The sequence below is a fragment of the Helcococcus kunzii ATCC 51366 genome (assembly GCF_000245755.1).
Lineage (GTDB): Bacteria > Bacillota > Clostridia > Tissierellales > Peptoniphilaceae > Helcococcus > Helcococcus kunzii.
Map to the genome: position 1 here is coordinate 1,827,545 of NZ_JH601088.1, position 22,821 is coordinate 1,850,365.

General features: G+C 29.8%; 21 protein-coding genes. 1 reads left to right on the plus strand and 20 read right to left on the minus strand.

Translation table 11 applies throughout. From position 1 onward, the window contains the following. Positions 1–6: 6 nt before the first annotated feature. From HMPREF9709_RS08175 to HMPREF9709_RS08265, 18 genes are all read right to left on the minus strand, one after another. A complete protein-coding gene (locus HMPREF9709_RS08175) occupies positions 7–1,938 on the minus strand; it encodes a heparinase II/III family protein (protein WP_005399141.1) in 1,932 nt (643 codons plus the stop codon). Positions 1,939–1,951: 13 nt separating this feature from the next. After that, positions 1,952–2,764 (minus strand): PTS system mannose/fructose/sorbose family transporter subunit IID, encoded by an 813-nt coding sequence (locus HMPREF9709_RS08180; RefSeq protein WP_005399142.1) that lies wholly within the window; start codon positions 2,762–2,764, stop codon positions 1,952–1,954. Further along, the gene (locus HMPREF9709_RS08185) at positions 2,751–3,542 is read right to left on the minus strand and encodes a PTS mannose/fructose/sorbose/N-acetylgalactosamine transporter subunit IIC (protein ID WP_005399143.1); all 792 of its coding nucleotides are present in this window, start codon (positions 3,540–3,542) and stop codon (positions 2,751–2,753) included. Before HMPREF9709_RS08185 ends, HMPREF9709_RS08180 begins: the two co-directional genes overlap by 14 nt. 15 nt (positions 3,543–3,557) lie before the next feature. Then, positions 3,558–4,055: a PTS sugar transporter subunit IIB gene (locus HMPREF9709_RS08190; RefSeq protein ID WP_005399144.1), complete on the minus strand. Its 498-nt coding sequence runs from the start codon at positions 4,053–4,055 to the stop codon at positions 3,558–3,560. Between the two features lie 9 nt (positions 4,056–4,064). Next, positions 4,065–5,249, minus strand: coding sequence for a glycoside hydrolase family 88 protein (locus HMPREF9709_RS08195; RefSeq protein ID WP_005399145.1), 1,185 nt, complete (start codon positions 5,247–5,249; stop codon positions 4,065–4,067). A 293-nt stretch (positions 5,250–5,542) separates the two neighbouring features. Further along, complete coding sequence (locus tag HMPREF9709_RS08200) at positions 5,543–6,493, minus strand: sugar kinase (protein ID WP_005399146.1); 951 nt, start codon at positions 6,491–6,493, stop codon at positions 5,543–5,545. Positions 6,494–6,495: 2 nt separating this feature from the next. Continuing rightward, positions 6,496–7,251 carry a GntR family transcriptional regulator gene (locus tag HMPREF9709_RS08205; RefSeq protein ID WP_005399147.1) on the minus strand — a complete coding sequence of 252 codons (756 nt, stop codon included), beginning with the start codon at positions 7,249–7,251 and terminating at the stop codon, positions 6,496–6,498. Between the two features lie 134 nt (positions 7,252–7,385). Beyond that, the gene (locus HMPREF9709_RS08210; RefSeq protein ID WP_005399148.1) at positions 7,386–8,243 is read right to left on the minus strand and encodes a GNAT family N-acetyltransferase; all 858 of its coding nucleotides are present in this window, start codon (positions 8,241–8,243) and stop codon (positions 7,386–7,388) included. A gap of 766 nt (positions 8,244–9,009) precedes the next feature. Next, positions 9,010–9,411, minus strand: coding sequence for a hypothetical protein (locus HMPREF9709_RS08220; RefSeq protein WP_005399149.1), 402 nt, complete (start codon positions 9,409–9,411; stop codon positions 9,010–9,012). Between the two features lie 3 nt (positions 9,412–9,414). After that, a complete protein-coding gene (dgoD, locus tag HMPREF9709_RS08225; RefSeq protein WP_005399150.1) occupies positions 9,415–10,563 on the minus strand; it encodes a galactonate dehydratase in 1,149 nt (382 codons plus the stop codon). Between the two features lie 8 nt (positions 10,564–10,571). After that, complete coding sequence (locus HMPREF9709_RS08230) at positions 10,572–11,930, minus strand: PTS galactitol transporter subunit IIC (RefSeq protein ID WP_005399151.1); 1,359 nt, start codon at positions 11,928–11,930, stop codon at positions 10,572–10,574. Positions 11,931–11,939: 9 nt separating this feature from the next. Next, positions 11,940–12,218, minus strand: a complete 279-nt coding sequence (locus HMPREF9709_RS08235) for a PTS sugar transporter subunit IIB (protein WP_005399152.1) — start codon at positions 12,216–12,218, stop codon at positions 11,940–11,942. Position 12,219: 1 nt separating this feature from the next. Next, on the minus strand, positions 12,220–12,687 hold the full coding sequence (locus HMPREF9709_RS08240) for a PTS sugar transporter subunit IIA (RefSeq protein WP_005399153.1): 468 nt from the start codon (positions 12,685–12,687) through the stop codon (positions 12,220–12,222). Then, on the minus strand, positions 12,677–13,309 hold the full coding sequence (locus tag HMPREF9709_RS08245) for a bifunctional 4-hydroxy-2-oxoglutarate aldolase/2-dehydro-3-deoxy-phosphogluconate aldolase (protein ID WP_005399154.1): 633 nt from the start codon (positions 13,307–13,309) through the stop codon (positions 12,677–12,679). Before HMPREF9709_RS08245 ends, HMPREF9709_RS08240 begins: the two co-directional genes overlap by 11 nt. Further along, entirely contained in the window at positions 13,309–15,285 is a 1,977-nt protein-coding gene (locus HMPREF9709_RS08250) for a BglG family transcription antiterminator (RefSeq protein ID WP_005399155.1), read from the minus strand. Before HMPREF9709_RS08250 ends, HMPREF9709_RS08245 begins: the two co-directional genes overlap by 1 nt. 171 nt (positions 15,286–15,456) lie before the next feature. After that, complete coding sequence (locus HMPREF9709_RS08255) at positions 15,457–16,128, minus strand: ABC transporter ATP-binding protein (protein WP_005399156.1); 672 nt, start codon at positions 16,126–16,128, stop codon at positions 15,457–15,459. A gap of 8 nt (positions 16,129–16,136) precedes the next feature. Further along, positions 16,137–17,312 (minus strand): ABC transporter permease, encoded by a 1,176-nt coding sequence (locus tag HMPREF9709_RS08260; RefSeq protein WP_005399157.1) that lies wholly within the window; start codon positions 17,310–17,312, stop codon positions 16,137–16,139. A gap of 74 nt (positions 17,313–17,386) precedes the next feature. After that, a complete protein-coding gene (locus HMPREF9709_RS08265; protein ID WP_005399158.1) occupies positions 17,387–18,694 on the minus strand; it encodes a ClC family H(+)/Cl(-) exchange transporter in 1,308 nt (435 codons plus the stop codon). A 125-nt stretch (positions 18,695–18,819) separates the two neighbouring features. Here HMPREF9709_RS08265 and HMPREF9709_RS08270 point away from each other — a divergent pair, with 125 nt between their 5' ends. After that, positions 18,820–19,419, plus strand: a complete 600-nt coding sequence (locus HMPREF9709_RS08270) for a GNAT family N-acetyltransferase (protein ID WP_005399159.1) — start codon at positions 18,820–18,822, stop codon at positions 19,417–19,419. Positions 19,420–19,447: 28 nt separating this feature from the next. Here HMPREF9709_RS08270 and HMPREF9709_RS08275 read toward each other — a convergent pair whose 3' ends face one another. Continuing rightward, on the minus strand, positions 19,448–20,536 hold the full coding sequence (locus tag HMPREF9709_RS08275) for an NADH-dependent flavin oxidoreductase (protein WP_005399160.1): 1,089 nt from the start codon (positions 20,534–20,536) through the stop codon (positions 19,448–19,450). Between the two features lie 848 nt (positions 20,537–21,384). After that, a partial coding sequence (locus tag HMPREF9709_RS10090) for an N-acetylmuramoyl-L-alanine amidase family protein (RefSeq protein WP_005399161.1) occupies positions 21,385–22,821 on the minus strand: 1,437 nt, incomplete at its 5' end.

Sequence of the window (22,821 nt, forward strand, 5' to 3'; positions counted from 1 at the left end):
ATCCTCTTATTTTAATCTAAAAACAAAATTCCTATCCTTTATAAGATTGATTTGTCCATAAATCGAAACCTTATCTCTAGTGACAAATAATTTATCTCCAGAGGTTACGGGCTTTCTAGCAAATATAATTTGATAATTTTTATCTTTATTCTGAATCTCAATTCCTTTTACTAAATTCATTGCAGATTTTCTTTTATTTTGGTTAACTTCTAATTTAGTTACTGTTAAATTATTTTTAGATAATATTGTCAAACTATCTCTAACTTCGTCTACATACTTTGGTTTAAAAACAATCTTTTTATTGTTTTCAATTAAATTATATCTTCGAGAATATACACTGTCCTCGATAGTAATTTCATCATCAAAAAACCAAAGATTTAATATTTTTTCGTTATGTTTCAGATTAATATGATTAATACTAGAAATAATATTAATTTTTGGATTAATCTGTAAATATTTTTTCATTACATCATTTTTAGATATTCCATTAACTCTATCATAAATAATATAACTTTCTATTTCAGATAAATAAATTATATTTCTTCTATATAATATGTTATTTTTAGAATACCAATTCATTTCTAATATCCAACCATATTTAAAATAGCTAAAATTATTTAATAGTGGTTCTATAACAGAATTATAACCCCATGATTCTCTAATCTCCATCGCATCAAAATTTTCAACATATATTGAATTATGAGCTTTTTCAGATTTTAAAAATATTCTTTCTTTTTTTTCGTCATATGAATATCTTCCAGGATCCACAATAAAATTTATACCATCAATATCTAACGTGATGGATCCATTGCTAGCATGTCCATGTGAACTACCATGAGATCCATTAAATGCTGAAAAATAAATGGTATCATTTTTTTGAATAAACAATCCTGATTGTTTTCCAAAAAATGTTTCTTTATATTTTATGTTTTTATTATCTATATCTATATCATTTTGTTTGCCTATAAATATTGACATGTCATAATTAGATTTTTTATCATTTAACATCTTTAACGATCTATAACAATCATAAACAAAACTTAATTTAACATTATCACTATCATTTAAAGAAAGTAATACCTCAGAGTTATTTATATAATAGTAAGTAACTCCAATTATATTTTTTAACTTTTCTTTAAGATAATCAATTAATTGTATATCTAACAATCTTTCAAGATTGTATAAATACAAAAATGACATTGTCACTTCATGATGATATAAAGGGCTTTGTTCCCAATGAATATTATCATTATAAAATTGAATGTCTAATTGAATCTTTAATTTATTAAATACGTATTCTTTAAAGTTATCATCACTCGTTAAATCAGGGTGCAGCACAAGCCATGCTGCAACCCCAGTTAATGAGAGAACACCCCAATTACTTAAATCATATTTTCTTATGTAATTATTTTTAATATAATTAATTTGATATTTTATACTTTCAATTAGTATATCTCTTTCTTTATCATTAATATCATCAAAAAAACTTACATATCTGAATGCTTTAGCCCAATTTAATAGTCTAATGCCTACATCTAATGGACGCCATGCTTCAGGATTCATTTTATAATCTTTATTACATTCTATGAAATCATACAAGTATTCTTTAAATTTCTCTAAGTATTTCTTTTGATTTGTAACTTTATATGCTAAAGCTAAATCATAAATAAATCCATGTCTATTTAACATATATGTCCATTCTAAATCTTGATTTGGAGTTCTATTCCATTTATAATCATAAAAATTATACTCAACAAAACAAGTTTCCATATCCAAACAGTCAGTATATTTTATTTTATTTTTTAAGTAACTATCACATCTTTCTTTTATATCGATAAAATAAGGATTTATTTCATATTTATTAACGACTTGATTTATCGTACTATTATAAATTTCATATATCCGATTCAGATTAGATGTGTTCTTTTTTATAAACAAAGCTTAGCTCCTATTATGCTAATAGACCTAATGCAGAACCTATTATTCCTATAGCAAATAATAATATTAATAACTTATAAGTTGACCATTTCTTTTTCTTTATTAAATAATAAACAACTCCAGTCAAAACTACAGGTAATAATCTTGGTGCAATTTTATCCATAATTGTTTGCAAAGAAACAATTTGTTCTTTTCCTTCAACCATTGTAGAATATTGTAATCCTAAATTCATTTTTACAAATGATGCAGCCAAACCTGATATTACAGTTACACCTACAATTGCTGCAGATTCTGAAATTTTTGAAATTTTTTCACTCAAAGTATCAATTACACTTGTACCTAATTTAAATCCAAGGTTTCCCATTAGTAATTTTATTATTAACATACTTAATATCATTACAGCCCAGAATCCCATTGGTGCAAATCCTAATCCATCTAAAGCTAAACCTGCAAATATCGTGGAAAATAATGGCGCTAGTCCAAATTGTGCTATTGAATCTCCAATTCCTGCTAAAGGTCCCATAAGTGCCATTTTAATATTACGAGTATCTTCTACGTCTTGATCGTTATCATACATAGCTAATTGAATACTTGTTATAAAAGGTAACATATGAGGATTAGTATTATAAAATTCTAAGTTTTCTTTTGATACTTCTTTTAATTTTTCTGGATCATCTTTATATATTTTTTTTAGTGCTGGAAATATTACATTTAAATAACTAACACCTTGATATGTTGTGTAATTAAATGCATTTTGTAGTAAATATGATCTTATTGAAGTTTTTGTATAATCTGATTTTTTTAATTTTCCTTTATATTCCTTCACTGTAGTCCTCCCCATCATTATTAGTAGCGACTATAACTTTATTATTAGGTGTTGAGAAATAATAAATTAAGGCAAAAACAGCTCCTAATAAAGCAACACCCATTGTTGGTAATTCTAAATAGGCTACAGCAACATATCCTAATAGAACATATGGTACTAATTGTTTTTCCATCATAACAGATAAAATCATCGCAAAACCTATCGCTGGAATTAGACCTCCTGCAACACTAAATCCTTTAATTAACCATTCCGGAATAGAATTTACAAATGCTTCCAAGCCTGGTCTACTAAATACTGCTGCTAATCCAATAATAAATCCAGCAATAAAGAATACTATGTAAGTACTATTTGCAATAAGTCTAAATTTTCCAAATTTACCTTCTTCAATAGCTTTAGCTGCCATTATATGATTACTTGCAAATATTGTATATAAAGCAGTTGTTACTAATTGGAATAAAACAGCAAATGGAAATGATAATGCTAAAGCAGATTCTGGGGTTACTCCACTATTTTTTAATGTAATAACCATAATCGTTCCTACGATTCCTGGTCCCACAGGATTTGGTGGTACTGTTCCACCTGCTCCAACTCCAAAACCCATATATGCTAATTCTGCTAAAGCACCAAAAACTAATGCTGTTGGAATATCTCCAAGAATTGCACCAACTAAGAAAGCCATTACTAAAGATCTATTTGAATAAATTCCTAGTAACTGACCTGAATAACAAAAAGCTGTTACTAAGGCTATTAATAACCCTTGTAATAATGTTATTTCCATACTTTTCTCCTTTTCTTATTTTATTTTTTCTAATATTTTTTCAACATCCTGTTCACCATCATTTGAGACAGGCGATGTTTTAGTAGTGAATTTTATACCATATTTCTCTTTCATTATTTTTAGAGCTTCTCTGTCTTCCTCTCCTAAATAAATAAATTGAGAAATTTTTTCTTTACCTTCTGCAGCATGTATATTCCCTACATTTACTTCTTCCATAGGAAATCCCGCTTCACATAACCTTAGTGCATCTTTAGGGTTCTTAATTAAAACGAAAATAGTTTGAGTTGGTGCTGCTTTCCAAATTATTTCAGCAGTCTTTTTTATGTCCCAAAATCTTACCCCAACCTCTTTTGGTAATACTGTTTTCATTAAAGTTTGTTGGATTGGGTCTTTAGATACTTGATCATTTGCACAAATCAACAAATTTACACCTAAACTTTTGCACCAAAGCTGACCTTGTCCATGAATTAATCTTTCATCAATTCTAATCATTTTTATATTGGGTTTATTCATATTTTCCTCCTACCAATACATATTCCAATATTTTTTAAATCTAATTAATGATTCTAAATAATAATAGTCTCCCCAAATATTTCCTTCATTTACACCTTTACCAGAATGCCAAGAATAAACACCTTCATTTATTAGAGAAATAATTCCATCAGCTTTAATTTCTGTATAACTTTCAATTAGATTCCTTAAAATTAAATGCTGTGCATTTCTATAAATTTTTTTATATTCATTTGTTTCTGGCAGAAAATTACACATTTGATTCATTCCACATATTGCAATTGCTCCCGCAGAAGTATCTCTTGATTGTTCTGATCCTTCTCCAAAAATTAAATCCCAATAAGGTACAAAATCTTTTGGTAATCTATTAAGAAAATAATTTGTAACTGATTCAAATAGGTCAATATCTTCTTCATTATGTAAGTATGTATAATTCAAAGCTATTCCATATATTAACCAAGCTTGACCTCTTGCCCAACTAGAATCATCAGAGTAACCTTGTCTTGTTTTTCCTCTAACAGGTTCTCCTGTTTCCGGATCAAAATAAAAAGTATGAAATGCAGATGAATCTTCTCTAATTGCATTATTTATAGTTGTTTTATAATGTTTTTTTGCTATATCCCTGTATTTAGAATCTTTAGTTTCTTCTGATGCCCAATATAGTAAAGGTATATTTAATAAACAATCAACTATTAATCTATAATTATCCTTTGCACCTAATTCTCCCCATGCTTGAATGAATTCACCTTTTTCTTGATATCTTGTAACAAGTTTATCGGCAGCAAGTAATGCAGCTTTTTTTGCTTTCTCATTACCTGTTAGCTTATAAGAACTAACACAAGATAAAATATAAAGGAATCCTAAATCATGATGTTCTACTTCTATATTGTTTTCAATTCTATTCAAAAAATCATCTACATGTTTTTCTGCTAAAATTTTATATTTCTTATCACCCGTTTCTTCATAACATAACCATAACATTCCTGTCCAAAATCCATTTGTCCATTCGATATTATCAATTTTCTTATATTCATTATTTTCAGTAGCTGGAGTAGGATATTTTTCTCCTAATAAGCTTATATTTTTATCAATTTTATTTATTGCTAAATCAATTGCTTTTTGAATTTCTTCTTTAGTTAAAAAAGAAGATTCATTAAATCTTTCAATATTATTTATTCTTTCTTTGGTAACTTTCAAAATTTCCCCTTTCTTATCACATTAATTAAGTGGTTAACGTGATAACTTGTTAACATCATAATATTATAAGTTTTTTTGAAAGTCAATTATATTTTAAACCTAGAAAAGAATTTAGGAAATCGTATTTCCATTTTAAACTCATAAAATGTTAGAATTTACCTAATAAAGTAATAAATTAAAGCCTTTAGAAAAATGTTTAATTTTATTAACAAATGATTTCCAAGTATATTTTTAAACAAAAAAACTTCAAAACTATCTTTCAAGCTTTGAAGTTTATATATTAATAATATACTTTATCTATTTTTTATGAATTCCTTTAATTCATCTATTGTTGGCAACCCCTCATTATCAGATTGATGAGTAATTTGAATTGCTCCTATGGCATTGGCTCTTTCTAAAATATCGTAATCAGATAAATTATCTAGTATACCTGTAATTACACCAGATGCAAATCCATCCCCTGCACCGACAGTATCTATAATTTTATCTACTTTGAAGCCTGGATGTAATGTCGTTTTAATTTCACCTTTTTCTTTTATAAAAAAAGCACTTCCTTTCTCACCCAACTTAATAATTACATTTTTTACACCATAATCTAAGTAAAATTTCGCTATCTCATCCACATTTCTAAATCCAGTGAGGATTTCTCCTTCATTTTGACCAGGAAGAATATAATCACAAATACATCCAATAGCATTTATTCTTTCTATCATTATTTCTCTACTCTCCCATAATGATTCCCTGATATTAGGATCAAATGTAACAATAATATTATTTTCTTTAGCTTTTTTCACCAAATTATATACAATTTCATATGTTTGATTATTTAAGCCCATAAAAATTCCTGTTATATGAAGTAAATCTATATTAGAAAAATCAATTGATTTTATATTATCTAATGTCATTTGTGAAGCAGCAGAATTTTTTCTGTAATAAGCAATCTCAGGATCACCTTCTTTAGTTTTTCCTTTTAATTGTATGCCTGTATTGTAATCTTTAACTTGCATAATATTATTAGTATTAATATTTTCGCTTTTTAGAAATTCAATAATATTGTCTCCAATAGGATCTTTTCCTAACTGTGTAAAATAATAAGCCTTATGACCTAATCTTGTTACACCTATTGAAACATTAATCTCCGCACCTGAAACAAGACGTCTAAATTCTTTTACAGACTTTAATGGACCTTCTTCTTTGGAAACAAATAATCCCATAGCTTCCCCAATTGTTAATATATTTGCCATTTCTACTCCCTAGTTGTGATATCAAATCTATAATACTTACCTACATAATAACTATCTTCAATTTCGAAAATATTATAACCATCTTTATAAATTATTTTCTTTATCTTAAAAACATTATTGTCACTTATATTTGATATATTAATTCCCTTATTTTTTAATATTTCATCAAGCTTTTTACTTGGATCAAATTTATCACAAAATATTTTCATATCCATTGGATAAGATAAGTCACTTCTGTCTAATTTTAATATTTTCGAAACACTTTCTCCTTTTTCAATTGAGTTAATGATATTTTCATCAAGATCTACATTTATAAAATATCTATTTTGTAATTTCCAAATTTCATTATTCAAAAAACCAATTTGTGTAACACAAATTAAATTACTTTTTTCTTTTTCATTAAGTTCTTTAACAATGCTATTAATCTTTTCATCTTCTACATCTGGATACCAGACAAAAGTGATTTTGTCTTCAATAGAATCATTTTTTAGTGTGCCTTTTTTAAATCTCTCACTAAACTTAACTGGCTGAAAAGTTAAATTTTTTCTAACATAACTTCCCTTTCCTTGTTTTCTAACTACATAACCTTCTACAATTAAATCGTTTAAGGCTTTTACTACTGTAGTAGAACTCACATTATACATAGAGATAAGTTCATTTTCTGAATAAATTTTATCACCGGGTTTAAATTTACCACTCGAAATTTCTTTTAAAATATCCTCTTTTATTTGCTCATATTTATGTATTCTCTTTATCATATTAAATTCTCCTAAACTAAATAATATTTTGAAAAAAGTTTTTTTATTATATAACCACATTAATACGTTAAGTTTATTCTATCATAACTTACATGTAAAAATAAAATAAATAAAAATTAGTAGAATCTTCTTATTTAATTTGCATATTTCAAATACATAACCGTAGAAACTTCCTTAAATCCTAATCTCTCATAAAGTTTTCTCGCACCAAAATTATCTTCTTTAACCATTATCTGAAATGGTTCTTTGTTGGTATCTATCAAATAATTGATGATATTTTTTATTAAATAACTTCCTACTCCTTTTCCTCTTTTTTCTTCTAAAGTTGCAAATCCAAATAGATAATTTGAATTGTAGCTATAATCAACTGAACAGGAAGCTATTACTTTTCCATTTTCTTTAAGAATATAGACGTCTTTATTTTCACCTACTATTGGTTCCTTCGCATATCTTAAGGAAACATCTATTGGCATATCGAAGCTTTTAGATTGAAATTCTGCAATTGCATCCACATCTTGCAAGCTAGCTTTTTTCACTTCCCATAAAGGATTTTTTTCTATCTCGTATTTTTCTCGATCTCTTTCTAGAATGATGTCTTTATCCTCATCTATTTTTAGATTCCATTTATCAAGTAATCCTCTATTAGATTTGATAAAATTATATTCCGTTTTGAAATAGATATTTTTAAGATAATTTATTTCTTTTTCAAAGATTTTTATTAATTCTGAGGCAATTCCTCTTCTTCTAAAATTAGGATGAACAATCAAACTAATCTCTGCATCGTCTATTTCATCTGCATAGTTTGAAAGAAATCCTACTAATTGATTTTGTTTATAGGCTAAGAAGAATGCCGGCATATCTTTATCAAAATTGTATTCATTTGAAAGATAAATGTCAGAATGTGTACCATCAAAGTCTTGACAAGTGCTGATTAAATCTATCACTTCATTTTTTTGAGTTTCAGTTAAAATTGTTGTAGATAATATATTCATAGTATTCTCGCTTTTTATTTAATATTATCATAAATATCTAATAAATTAGCACCATATTTTGATTTTGAAAAATGTGGTGCTAATATCTCTTCAATAATAGATGGAATGTATCTAGAGTTCTAAAGATCATATCGGTGATAATATAATAATGTATAATAAAATACCAAAATATTATCAACAGGCCTAGCATATTGGGAAAATTCAAAAACGCTAGGGTCAAAAACGGCTTCAAAACCCTAGTGAATTGAGATAATACGAAAACGCTAGGGTCAAACTAGGGGAAAAGTTCGATTTTTAGCCCCTGCAAATTAAGAAAATTCAAAAACGCTAGGGGCAAAGCTCGATTTTTAGCCCCTGCAAATTAAGAAAATTCAAAAACGCTAGGGAAAAAGCTCGATTTTTAGCCCTTGCAAATTAAGTAAATTCAAAAACACTAGGGTCGAAAGTGTTTCCTTCTAGATCTATGGCATTTATTACTTTTGTACATTTTTATATTGTCATTTACATAAATCCATTCTAAATAAGGTTCATTAATAACTGATGAAAGGTTCTCACCAACAGATATTGATGTACCAAAAATATCTGAAAATATCTGATAAGAGCCCCCTACATCCATTGATGGGCCTCAAGTGATGAATGGCGAAGAGGTACGGTATAGCTCCTACAGATATTGATGAACCATTATTTAACCAAAAAACATCCCTCCAAAAGTTGCCCCTAATTTCAACTTTTGGAGGGATGAATATTGCAATAGATTTGTGTCGTTTTATTTTGAGTAGTTTTTTATAAAATCTTTATATTTGTCTGGATTAATGTCGTATAGATGTCCATTATATTCAATTGTAGAATCTCTAAAGGTGATTAGATAGTCTGTGTTGCTATCTAATATAAGTCGAACTTCTAGCAATTTTTTTGTTGGATCGTTTCCCATTACTAAATATTTTTTGTGAACTTCACTAAGTTCCGATTTTATTTTGTCGATTTCTTCTAATTTATCTATAACTTTAATAATTTTTTCATTATGAACAATTTCTACTTTTTTAATTTCTTCTGTTTTAGGAAGTTTTAGCATATTATTGTTAATATAAAGTATTAAAGGTATAGCGATTAGAATTAATCCTATTATTGCATTTTTTTTATTTTTCTTTTTATCGATATTTTCAAACATATATTACCATTCAGCTATTGTGCCATCGTAATTTTTCCATCTTGGATTTGTCCATACTAGTCCTTCAGCGGAAACCTCTCTGATTTTTTCTTCGTCTAATTCAAGGCCTAGACCTGGTTTATCAGGGATAGCTACATATCCGTCTTTGTATTCAAATATTTCTTTGTTTTTAACAAAGTCTAATAGGTCAAATCCTTTATTGTAGTGTATACCTAATGATTGTTCTTGAATGAATACATTTGGTGTACATACATCAACTTGCAATGTTGCTGCTAGGGCTATTGGACCATATGGGGCATGAGGAGCAACCGCCATATCGTGTGCTTCTGCCATAGCTGCGATTTTTCTTAGTTCTAGTATTCCACCAACTAATGCTACATCTGGTTGAATAACGTCAATTACACCTTCTTTAAAAATGTTTTTGAAGTCCCATCTTGTATATAGTCTTTCACCTGTTGCTAGTGGAGTAGTTGTATGATTTGATATTTCTTTAAACAACTCTTCATTTTCAGGTAGTACTACTTCTTCGTAAAACATTAAATTATATTGATTTAATTCGTTTACAAGAATCTTTGCCATTGGTTTATGAACTCTACCGTGGAAATCTATACCTATATTTAAGTCGTCACCAAATTCATCACGTAAAGCTTTTACTCTTTCAGATACTTTCTTCACTTCTTTTAGAGAATCTATGTAATGTAGCTCTTCAGTAGCATTCATCTTAATAGCATCAAATCCTCTATTTACTCTGTCTCTTGCTTGTTCAACAACATCATCAGGTCTATCCCCACCTATCCATGAATAGACTTTGATTCTATCTCTGGCTTTTCCACCTAATAATTGCCAAACTGGAACTCCTAATGCTTTACCTTTGATGTCCCAAAGAGCCATTTCGAAGCCTGAAACTATAGTACCTCCAATTGGGCCGCCTCTAAAGAATGATCTATGCATTTCTTGCCATAGTCTTTCTATTTCGAAAGGATCTCTTCCTAATAGAATTCTCTCACCCCATTCTCTAGCACCATTTACAACGGCTCTAGTTCTTGTACCAGAAACCATTTCTCCCCAACCGGATAAACCTTCATCTGTACTAATTTTGACAAATATCCATCTTGGCTTTACTTCAAACACTTCAATATCTGTAATTTTCATTATTACCTCTACATTCCTGCTTTTTCTTTGTCTGCTTTGAACTTCTTATATTTCTTTTCTGCAAATACATATATAACAATTAATGCCACTACTAAGATTGGAACAAAAATTAATGGTTTTGTTCTGAATGCTTCAAATACAATATAGCTTACTGTTAATGATACTGATGCAAATGATGAAATTAATTGTCCACCAAAGTCTAGTCCAGTATGAACTGCAAAGTCTGTTAAGAATGGTGAAGTTGCAGTACCAGCATAAAGTATTGCTGTTGTTGTAAATGCACCAATTACAATAGATCTAAATAAATTACCATTTGTTAAAGCAACGATTAAAGCTACTCTAAATGTTATAACAGCTAAGTCAGCAAAAGGCATTACTCTGTTTCCTGGTAATATTGCTGATAATAGTATTGTAAGTGGGATTAAGATTAATGCTGTTGTGATAACTGTACTATCCCCAACAACTACTGCAGCGTCCAAACCAATAAGGAATTTTCTATTTTTGAATTTGCTCTTAGTAAAGTTTGTTGCCGCTTCTGAAATTGGCATCAGACCTTCAACAAATAGTGAAGTCATTTTTGGTATTAGAACCATAACAGCTGCCATGTGTACACCTAAGTTAATAATATCCCAAACCGCATATTTTGCTAATATACCAACTGCACAACCTAAAATGAAACCTAAAATTGTTTGTTCACCAAATACACCTAGGTATTTTTGTGCGTTATCAATTTTTAGATTGATTTTATTTAATCCAGGGATCTTATCAATTAACCAGTTCATTGGATAAGCGATAACTGCTGTAGATAAGAATGACATAGTTGGAAGTGAAACATTAGGTATTCCAAAATATCTTTCAATCAATGGACTTGTCCAATCTGATAACTTAAATGTTATAAATGCCATTATAAATGCTGATAATCCAGCTAGCACTAAATTATTTGTTAAAAAGTAAAGTAAACAACCAACAATTGCCATATGGTGATAATTCCAAATATCTACGTCTAATGTATCTGTAGTATTAGTAACTAACATTAATAAATTTGTTAAAAATATTATCCCAATTATTATAGGTATTATTGGTGATGCCCATGTTACTGAAGCAATAGCACCCCAGCCCACATCAATGATATCTAAATTTAATCCGAAATTTTCTACCATCGCTTTAGATGCAGGTCCGATATTTCCTGCTAACATATCAATAACAAGTTTAATACCAACAAAACCGATGCCGACTGTTAAACCTGATCTGAATGCTTTTGCGATGTTCATTCTAAATGCTAAACCAACAACTGTAATTATTAATGGTAATAATACATATGGGCCAGCTTTTATTAATGATTGAAACGCATCATATACAAAATTCATAAAACCCTCCTAACTTAATTTTTCTTTAATATCTTCTAACACTTCTGAAGCACCCATGCCTGTAAGTAAAGCCATACCGCTAACTACAGGTTTAGTCACGCTTGCATTATCGTACTTGCCAGTAGCAATGATTAAATCATAAGCATCTTGTTTTGAAGGTACTTCTAATAATTTACATTGATCTACAGTTGCAGCAATATTATTTTCTTTAAGAAAATCTCTTACTTTTGATGCCACCATTGTAGAAGTCGCTACTCCATTTCCACAAGCCACTAATACTCTTTTCATACTAACCTCCTATCACATTATTTTTTATCAAGTTTGTTAATTCTTGATGATCTTTTATAACCAACATTTGTTTTAAAAGTTCTTGGCTTTGTATCGCTCCAAAAACTTTTTGCAATAATTCTAAATGAGCTTTTGGTTCTGCAACAACTAACATAAACACAATTGATACAGGTATCTCTTCACTTGGATCATCCATCTTATTAAACATAACAGGTTTCTTTAATATAGCTACAGCTACCTTTCCCTCATTTACATAAATATGGTCAGAATGAGGTACTGCCACATTAATCTCTCCAACTTCTAATCCAGTCGGATAGTTATGTTCTCTTTCCACAATCTTTTCAGGATATTCTTCCTTTACAATGCCTTTCTTCAGTAAAATATTAGATAATTTACTTAGCACTTCTTCATAGTTATCCGCTTCAAAATCAGTGAATACTAAATTTGAATCAAAATAATTATTTTCCATCAATTACTCCCATTTCATTTTCAAATTCTTTTAAGGATTTTACTAGATTTTCTATATTGCCATTTTTGACATCTTCTTTATTAAACATGCTTGAACCAACTCCAACGTAGCTATATCCACCTTTAATAAAATCCTTCACATTATTTTTGCTAACTCCTCCAACAGCCATTAATTTTATTTCTTTTCCTAGTGGTCCTTTTAATGCTTTCGCATAGTCATATCCCACATTTTTAGCAGGAAAAATCTTTACGATATCAGCACCATAACTAAACATTAGATTAACTTCTGATGGTGTCAGAGCAGAAATCACTGTCACAACATTATTTTCTTTGCATTTTTTTATGCTTGATTCATCTAACATAACTGGTGTAAGTATAAAACCAACACCCGCTTCGATGGCTTTATCCACGTGTTCTGCATTCATTATCGTTCCCATTCCCACAGAAATTTCCTTAAATTCATCAGATATTTTTTTCGCTGTTTCAAAAGCATCTGGTGAATTTGTTGTAATCTCCATAGAACGAATATTTGAACTCATCATAGCTTCAGCAACATTTCTGACTTGCTCATAATCATAACCCCTAAGAATAGCAGTAACTTTTTGAATATCTTCAACTTTCATTATGTTAAATCCTCCATTTTCTTTAAGACTTTCTCCATATCTGAAGAACTATTGGCACTTATAAATTCTTGTTTGATTTCTTCATTTTGAAGTCCATTTACTAAATCGAAAAAAGCGTAAAAATGTTCATTATTTAATGATGAAAGACTAATCACATATTGTATTGGATCTAATCCTTCCACTCCGAATGGCACAGGATTTTTCAACTTAATTAAGCTCATCGCCGTCTTTTTAACGCCTTCCTCACTACTTGCATGTGGAATGGCTACCCCCTTAGAAACAACGATATATGGACCATATTCCTCAATATTTTTTATCATAGCATCTGTATATCTTTCTTCTATAATGTCATTTTCGAGTAATATACGTGAGCTTTTAACAATTGAATCCTTCCAATCTTTCGCTTCGATTTCAAATCTCATAAATTCAGGTTTCAATATATCGCTCAGATCCAGTTTATTGTCTAGTTCTTTTGTTTTTTCTGTAATATCATATATTTCAGTTTTCTTCGATCCAGACTTTATTTTCTTCAGTTTTATTTCATCAATTTCAGTAATTAAATCTTCAATAAAATCATCATCCAAAATATTTTTAATAAATAGATAGTCAAATTCTTCAGCTATCTTCACATTTGATAAGACAATATCTATATTTTCCTTATCTAAAAATTTTCTATAATTTTGTGTATTTGAAATATATATATTTGCATAAGGCACCACATTTTTTATTTTTTCCTTAATAAAGTATGAAGTCCCTACACCAGCAGCACATATAATCAAAAGATTTATATTTCGAATCAGATTTTTTTGCTTTTCGATGGCAGCAATTAAATATATAAGGATAAAGCTTATCTCAGTATCGTTTAATTTCCTATTAGCTATTTTATTAATCTCCCCGATAGACTCTTTTACAATCTTGTACAAATCAGGATTTTCTTCTATGATTTCGTCTATAAAATTATATTCTTCAAGTTTCTCGGCTTTTGCATTTAAGATAGAGGATAAATGTTTAGATAGATTTTTCAGAAGCTCTTCATCAAAATTCAGATCAATAGATATCTTGCTTGAGATATCTTCAATAAATTTCCTTGTGATTATCTGAATTTTTGGCAAATCATTATTTTTATATTCTTTATTTTCAAAATTTAGACTATCTAATAATCTTCGCAATATATGTCTGTCAATATCATTTATATTAATCTCAAACTTATTATCTAGATTTTGAACTAAATAATAGATAAAATCTCCTTTTGAGGAATTAGATAAATTTTGATTTTCACTTTTTTCTAACAACAATAAATAAAGTGATAAGAAATACTTAAGAATGTTATAAGAATACTCGGTAAGTTTCTTACCGCTATCTTCTTCAGTTTTCTCTAAAACATCATCAATTAAAGAAATATATTCTTTATATGATATTCTTTCGTCATCTAATTCTAAATATTCATTTTGATTAAAAAATCTAATGACATTGTCCAAATCAAATTTTAATAAATCAATGATCAAATCATATTTAAACTTTGAATTTATCTCTTTTAGAATAATTCCCTTAGACGCCAAAGAGATCAGCTCATGATTATAAATACTAATAAAGCTCTTTACTTTGTTAATATCCTTCATCACTGTAGATCTAGATACTTTCATAAATTCTAGTAAATCATTTATAGTAAACATATTTTTCTTAGTCATGGCATATAATATGATTACTACATCTCTTTCAGTAGAATCTAAAGTATATTCGTAATAATCAAGATTATTCAAATATTCTCTAATATTAATTTCTTTGAGATTTGTGTACACCACCCCATTTTCCACAACAATCAAATTCGCACAAATATGTCTTAAAAACACATTTATTTCTTCAATATCATTTCTAATAGCTCTATTAGTCTTATTAAAAACTTTTGATAATTTGTCTATTGTCGTTTCCCTATTTTTATGGAGATAAATGCACATTTCTGTTTTTTTCTTATCCATACCTACCACCTTAATTTGATACTATCACTATAACTATATACTGAAAAGATTTAATACGTTCTGTTAAACGGAAGTGTATTGTACTATTGATTTAAATAGTTTTATTTTAACTTTTTAAGGAATGTTTCTCAATTTAAAACAAAAAAAAGAGGTTTCCCTCTTTCATTTTCTTTATTCTTCTGTCAATTTACCATCTGTAATCTTAAACACTCTATCACAATATTCTAAAAGTCTATTATCATGAGTAACCATGACTGTCGTCCTATCAGATTCTCTTGTTATATCTTTTAAGATTTCAACAACTTTGATAGCTCTTTCGGTATCTAAACTTGCAGTTGGTTCATCAGCTAAAATTAGCTTTGGTTCTGGATAAAGTGCCCTTGCAATGGCTGCTCTTTGCCTTTCACCACCTGATAAATCTCCTGGATATTGTTTCTTTCTTTTTAGAATGTCAAACTTTTCCATTAATTTTTCTGCTTTATCTTTATCAAATTTCTTCTTTTTGAATTTATCAACAAGTTCAAATTGCTCTTCAATTGATAAATATGGCACTAAATTTGACGCCTGCAAAATAAATCCAATTTTATCAAACCTTAGATTATTTCTATCTTTTTCGCTCAATGATGTAATATCTTCTCCATTAAAAAGTATCTTTCCTTCACTCGGTTTCTGTAAACCACCCATAATGGTTAGAAGTGTGGATTTACCTGATCCAGAAGGCCCTATAATTGCTATCAACTCTCCAGAATTTATAGAAAAGGAAGATTCTTTTAATGCTTCAATAGTTTCATCCCCATCTTGAAATGTTTTCTTTACTTTTTCAAATTTCACTATTTCGCTCATGTTTACTCCTATTCTAAAACTTCTAGTGGATCTACTTTGGTAACACCTCTAACAGAGAATATCGCACCAAGCATTGAAATGACTACTATTAATACTGCTATTATTAAATAGAATATATAATTTGATTTAAATGGAACTGTCTGTGGCAACAATAATTCTGAAATTAATGTTAATCCAAGTCCCATTAAAACTCCAATCAAACTCACTAAAAATGTCTGTGTAATCACTGAATTGGCGATGTATTTATTTGATATACCTTGCACTTTCATTATGCCAAATGTCTGTTTCTTTTGAATGGTAATGATATACATAAATACGCCCAACACAATTGTAGATATCAATATTAAAAATCCAATCATAAGTCCGAATGTAAGTACTTGTGCAATATATCCAGGTAATTCTTTTATAAAATCATCCATTGTGATGACATCATATTTTTCATTTGATTTTAGATCGTTTTGTCCGTGTATTAAAATCCCTGCGACTCTTTCAGGAACTGTATTTGTCGCTTTTGAAACAGTGTCTGCATCTTGCGCTTTAGAATTATTTGGTTTTTCTCCATTTTTTTCTTCTGCTTTGTTTTGATTAGCATCTTTCTCATTTTCTGTGAACATCATATTAGTTGAAGAAGCTTCATACAATTCTGTGTAAATCACCGAACCAACATTATATTTTGATTCTTCCGTAAAACCGACTACTTCATATTCTTTATCATTTAAACTTAAAACTAATTTATCACCTATTTGTACATTATCTTCTTTTTTCAATGAGATAGAAGCAATGACTTGATTTTTATTCTTCGCTTCATTTCCTTCTATAATCTTTGGATATGCCTTTGAACCCTTATCCAGTCCAACAAGCACTAAATCAATAGTGTTTTTATCAGTCTCTGACCCATTTTTATATGCTACCGCTCTAGATAAATTTATTGGAGAAATCTCATAATCCTTAAAATCCTCTATCGCTTCTTTCTCCATCATTGAAGAAGCTAAATTTGAATTTGTACCAGCTTTTAGCACAATCTTATCTGCATTCCAATTTTCTACCGCCGTTGTGTTATCCTTAGCAAGTCCATATGCTAATCCTGTAAGGAAAAACACTAAATAACTTATTAAAATTACTATACCAATAATTAAAATAAATCTTCCTTTTTCTTTTTTCATTTCTTTAAGTGCTAAAAACATTATTCCTCCTAATAAAATTAGACTAATACATACTTACCCTTAATAAACCACACCACGCAAAAAATATTTTAATTTTATTGATGACTCTTTTCTTTATTAATCATCACATCCAGTAACATTTCATAAACTGGCTTAATCTTAATCATTTCAATTACAAGATATGATATCATCGCACCTAAACTTATTGGTAAGAAGTAAACAAATGCTCCGGTCATTTCAAGTATTAAAAGCATGGCTGTGATTGGGCTTCTTACAATCGCTGAAAAATTTGCAGCCATTGCAATTAGAGAAAATACTATGATGTATTCTTGTCCAATTAGTCCAAGTGAAACCATTACACTTGCAAAAACATTCCCAATAAGGGCACCTAATACAAGCATTGGTAAAAATATCCCACCTGGCATACCTGAACAAAACGCCAATAGAAGTAGTACAAATTTAGCGATAAGTAAAAATATTTGTGTTTGAATGTCCGCATTTAATTCTATAGGCATAAAGATAAAATGTTCTCCAGATCCAAATAGATTTGGGAAATTGATGATTACAAGTGCTGTAAACACAAATGGAAACACTATTTTCAGATAGACTGGCAATTTAATCTGATTATATAAGACTTTTAGGTGAAATATCCCTTTAATGAAAAATTGAGATAAAAGTCCAATAATTACGGATAATAAAATAATTAAATAATAGTTTCCTATAGGAATTTCCTTAAGGTGACCTACGTCTATTACTGGTTTTGTACCAAATATTAAACTTGAGACATAGTCGGATAAAAATGCTGCTGATGCAGCTATTAAAAATATGTATCTATCAAATTTTTGATGCAATTCTTCTAACACAAATACCAATCCTGATAAAGGCGCATTAAATGCTGAAGATAATCCCGCTGCTGCTCCTGCTGTGATAAATAGCTTTTTATCCTCTTCCTTTCTATTGCCTATTTCTCCAAGAGAATGACCAACAGTTGCTCCCATTTGCACTGAAGGACCTTCTCTACCAACCGTCAATCCAGAAACAAGTCCTATCAAACCACCGATAAATTTAAATGGTAAAACTTTTTTCCAATTAATAGACATTATTCCCTTCATTTGACCAGAAACCTGTGGAATACCTGAACCTCCAATTTTTGGTTCATTTTCTGTCAATTTTCCAACTATAAGTCCAAAGATAAAAATTACTAATAATACTAAAATAAGATTTACAATTGAAAATTTGGCACTTTCATAAAATAATATCATCTTTGATTGCAAGAAAATTACTAGTTTTCTATAAATAGATATCAATATACCAACCAAAACACCTATTATTGACCCATACATCACTAAACTAGCCAATTTCATCGAATCAGCCCTATGCTTAATTTTATATAATTGTTTCATTATAATTAACCTCCGAAAAAAATTATACTACTCAGCTTTCAAATTTTAAAATTTAATTTTTTATTAAGTTTAATATAAAAATTATTGGTGTATAATATATGTAGAAACAATTTTAGGAGAAAGTTGTGAATATAGAAATTAGAAAAGAAACATTAGAAGAACATAAAATAGTTGAAAATATTGTAAGAGAATCTTTTTGGAATCTTTATCAACCAGGTTGCAATGAGCATCTGATTTTACACAATTTTAGAGGAAAAAACCACTATATTGATGAACTTTCCAATATAATTTTAGTCGACGGTATAATCGTTGGGCAAATAATGTTTAGTAAAGCTGAATTAACAAATATCAAAAATGGCGAGAAACTAGATATCATCGTTTTTGGACCAGTATCCATTCTTCCTAAATATCAAAAACAAGGAATTGGTGAAAGACTTATAAGGGATGCTATCTCTAGAGCTCGTGATTTAGACTATAACTATATTTTAATCTTCGGAAATCCACAATATTATCATAAATTTGGATTTAAGACCGCTCAGCATTATGGCGTAATCATTGAAGGTCAGGACTTTCTAAAAGAATTAGATTATGTAATGCTGCTTGATTTGCAGCATGATGGTATGATTTCACAAGAAAGTGGACCATGGCTATATAAAAATCCCGAAGGCTATGATGTAGACGAAAATGAATTAAAAGAATTTGACAAAAATTTTGATAAAAAATAGTGCTGATGCCCTGCATCAACACTATTTTTTACTTATCCAACCTTAATGTCTGTACATAATCCCACAAGCTCTTATTTCTTAAAGCTTGTTCATCAATACCTAATTCAGAAAGAATGGCAGTCTTTTCACCATTTAATATCTTTTGACCCCACCTTGGATCATGGATTAAACTTCTACCAACCACCACCATGTCTGCTTTTGATAATACATTTTCCACATCTTCTGCCGTTTCCACACCTCCTGGACAAAGCACCGGAATCCTTCCATTTGCAGTATCTACTACATAATCAATTATCGGTTTATCGGCATATTCTTTTTCTACAGAAACTCTATCATATTCATTAGTTGAAAGATGAAGATAATCCAATTCTTTCACAGATAATTTATCAACTAGATAAAATGTATCTTCCATTCTTAGACCTGGTTCCTCAAACTCTTCTGGGGAAAATCTATATCCCACAATAAATGGATTCTCAGCATTTTCCTTAACTGTAGCAATCACCCCATCAACAAGCTCATCTATAAACTTAAATCTTTTTTCTCTCGAGCCGCCCCATTCATCCTCTCTTCTATTAGAATGAGCAGAATACATCTGTTGAATTAAATATGTATTTGCCCCATGAATCTCTACTCCATCAAATCCAGCTTTTATCGCCCTAACTGTCGCCAATTTAAAATCCTCAATTACTTGCAATATTTCTTCAGACTCTAAAGCCCTTGGAACTTCCGCACCTTCTCTTAATGATTTCACAGCACTCGCAGAAACAGGCTGTTTACCATTCAAAACTTTACTTGATGTCATGCGACCCGCATGAAATATCTGTACTATCACCTTAGCACCTTTTGACTTTATCGCATTCGCTAATTTTCTCAACCCCGGAATAAATCTATCATCATAAATGCCTAATTCACCATGCCATCCCTTACCAATCTCCTGAACATTTGCCGCAGCAGTTATCACCGCCCCAATATCATGCGATCTATTTTCATAATATTCAATCTCATCTTTTGTAACTTCCCCATTATAGAAACTTAGTTGAGTTGTCATAGGTGCCATGACAATAGGATTTCTCAATTCAACACCATTTGGCAATCTCACTTTTTTCAAATTTAACATAAAACACTCCTTTTATTTGTTCATCAATATCTGTTGGGGTGTAAATTCCATCAGTTATTGATGAACCCTTTTATTTTATTTCTAATAAGGATATACCCTATTTATGGGAAATGTATAAGGGATGGTGGTAATGTGTATGGATATTGTGGTTACATAGCAGAAATATATAGAAGTAGGTTTGGAATTAGTTGATGTTAGCGAGGTTTGTATATTTTATCATGATTTAGATATTTTATAATGGAATTTATGGTCTTAATATACCCCGCCTAGGTATTTTTTGGACCATAACTATTATTTTTATGGTCCGTAGATACCCCTCCCCAGTATTTTTTAGACCATACAATTTGAGGATATTATAAAAATTATGGTCCCTAGATATCCCTCCCCAGTATATTTGAGACCATAGTTTTACAAATTTATATAATATTCTCGACTGAATCTTTTAAATCTATGGTCCATTCTATACCCCCCCTGGGGTATTCTGAGACCATAAATTTCGTAGACGTACTCCATAATATACCCCCTAGGGGTATTTTGGGACCATAGATTTCTAGGATAAAGTTATAGATAAACTATAAAAAGGTAATAATTTTATAAAAAAATGGAAATATCAACATTTATTTAATGTTTTTATCTTTTTAACTGTTAAATCAATACATTCATCATAATTCATTGGAATTCTCTTTTTGACAAATATTGATAACCCCATTAACATACCTCATCAACACCTGATAAAGCTTCCCATCTCCCAAAAAATCGTGATGAATCAACAAAAAGAGACTGCTGAAAAACAACTCTAGAGTCATTTTTCAACAGTCTCCTATTTTAGTTTTGAATTAGATATTTAATTAATATCTACTTCCTTTTACTGCACCAGATTGATCAAAATCGTACCATTTTCCATCTATAAATTGACGACCTGTAACTCTTGTACCTGTGCCAATTCTGTAGAATTTCCATGAACCATCTACCTTTTGCCATCCTGTTGCCATTGTGCCTGATTTTCTAAAGAATCTCCAAGCACCATCTATAAATTGTTCACCTTTAACCATTGTTCCAGATGTCAATCTAAAGAAGTATTTAGCACCATTTGCTGGGTTAGTCCACCAACCTCTATGATATTGTTTTGTTGGACCAGCTTGTGATAACCATGAAACTCCATTTTCTGTGTAGACTTGATCGATACTGTGACCATTTCCATTGAAGTATTTCCAATTGTATTTACCAGTTTCTTGACCATTTTCATCTAGGATTGGAGACCATTTCCATTCGGAAACTGCTTGGTAACCAGTCTTTCTATCAGAGAAATTCCAGTGACCATCAAAGAATTGCCATCCTAATGCAACTGTTCCTGATTTTCTGAAATACATCCAGTGGCCATCAATATATTGTCTTCCTGTTACCATTGATCCTGAAGATAATCTGAAGAAGTATTCAGAATTATTTTCTGTATTTGTCCACCAACCTCTGTAATATTGTGTTGTTGGGCCAGCTTGTGATAACCATGAAGAGCCATTTTCTGTATAAATTTGTGCAATGTTATTTCCCTTAGAATCGAAGTATTTCCAATTATATTTACCTGTTGGTTGTCCATCTTTATCTAAGATTGGAGCCCATCTCCATGCAGATTTTACTTGTGAACCATCTTTATCGTAGTAGTTCCAGTTATCTCCATTTTGATCCCAACCAAATTTCTTTTCAACTTCTTCCACTTGTACGTAAAGTGATTTACCAAGTGATAAGTTATCTCCTAAGAATGGTAATTTAATTGTATTACCTTCGAATTCTACAATTGTTTCATAGTCTGTAATTGCTGAAGCATTCGCATCTACAACTTTCACTAATTTGTAGTTATCTGGTAATTTGATTTCAAATGTGTAAGCATCAGCTGGTAATTTATTAAATCTAATTTCTCCCTTAGCTGTTGTAGGTACATTTTCAATTACTTTTCCTGCACTATCTTTAACTACAACTTCAAATCCTGTTAGATCTTCTAGTTTTGTTACACGACCTGTTTGCCATGTATCACCCTTAAATTCATCTGTATGGAATGTGAAGTTAAGTTTACCGTAGTTTCCTTCATAAATTAATACTACTTCTTTATTAGAATCAAGTACTACCTTGTCTCCTGCTTGTGCATCTGTCTTACCATCACCATTTGTGTCATAACCTAAGAATGAGTAATCTTTTGTGATTCTTTGTTCTCTTGGTAGTTCTGGTAATGTTACTTCTGTACCTTTTGCATCTTTTACTGCTTCTGGAGCTGTTACACCTTGTACTTCTTT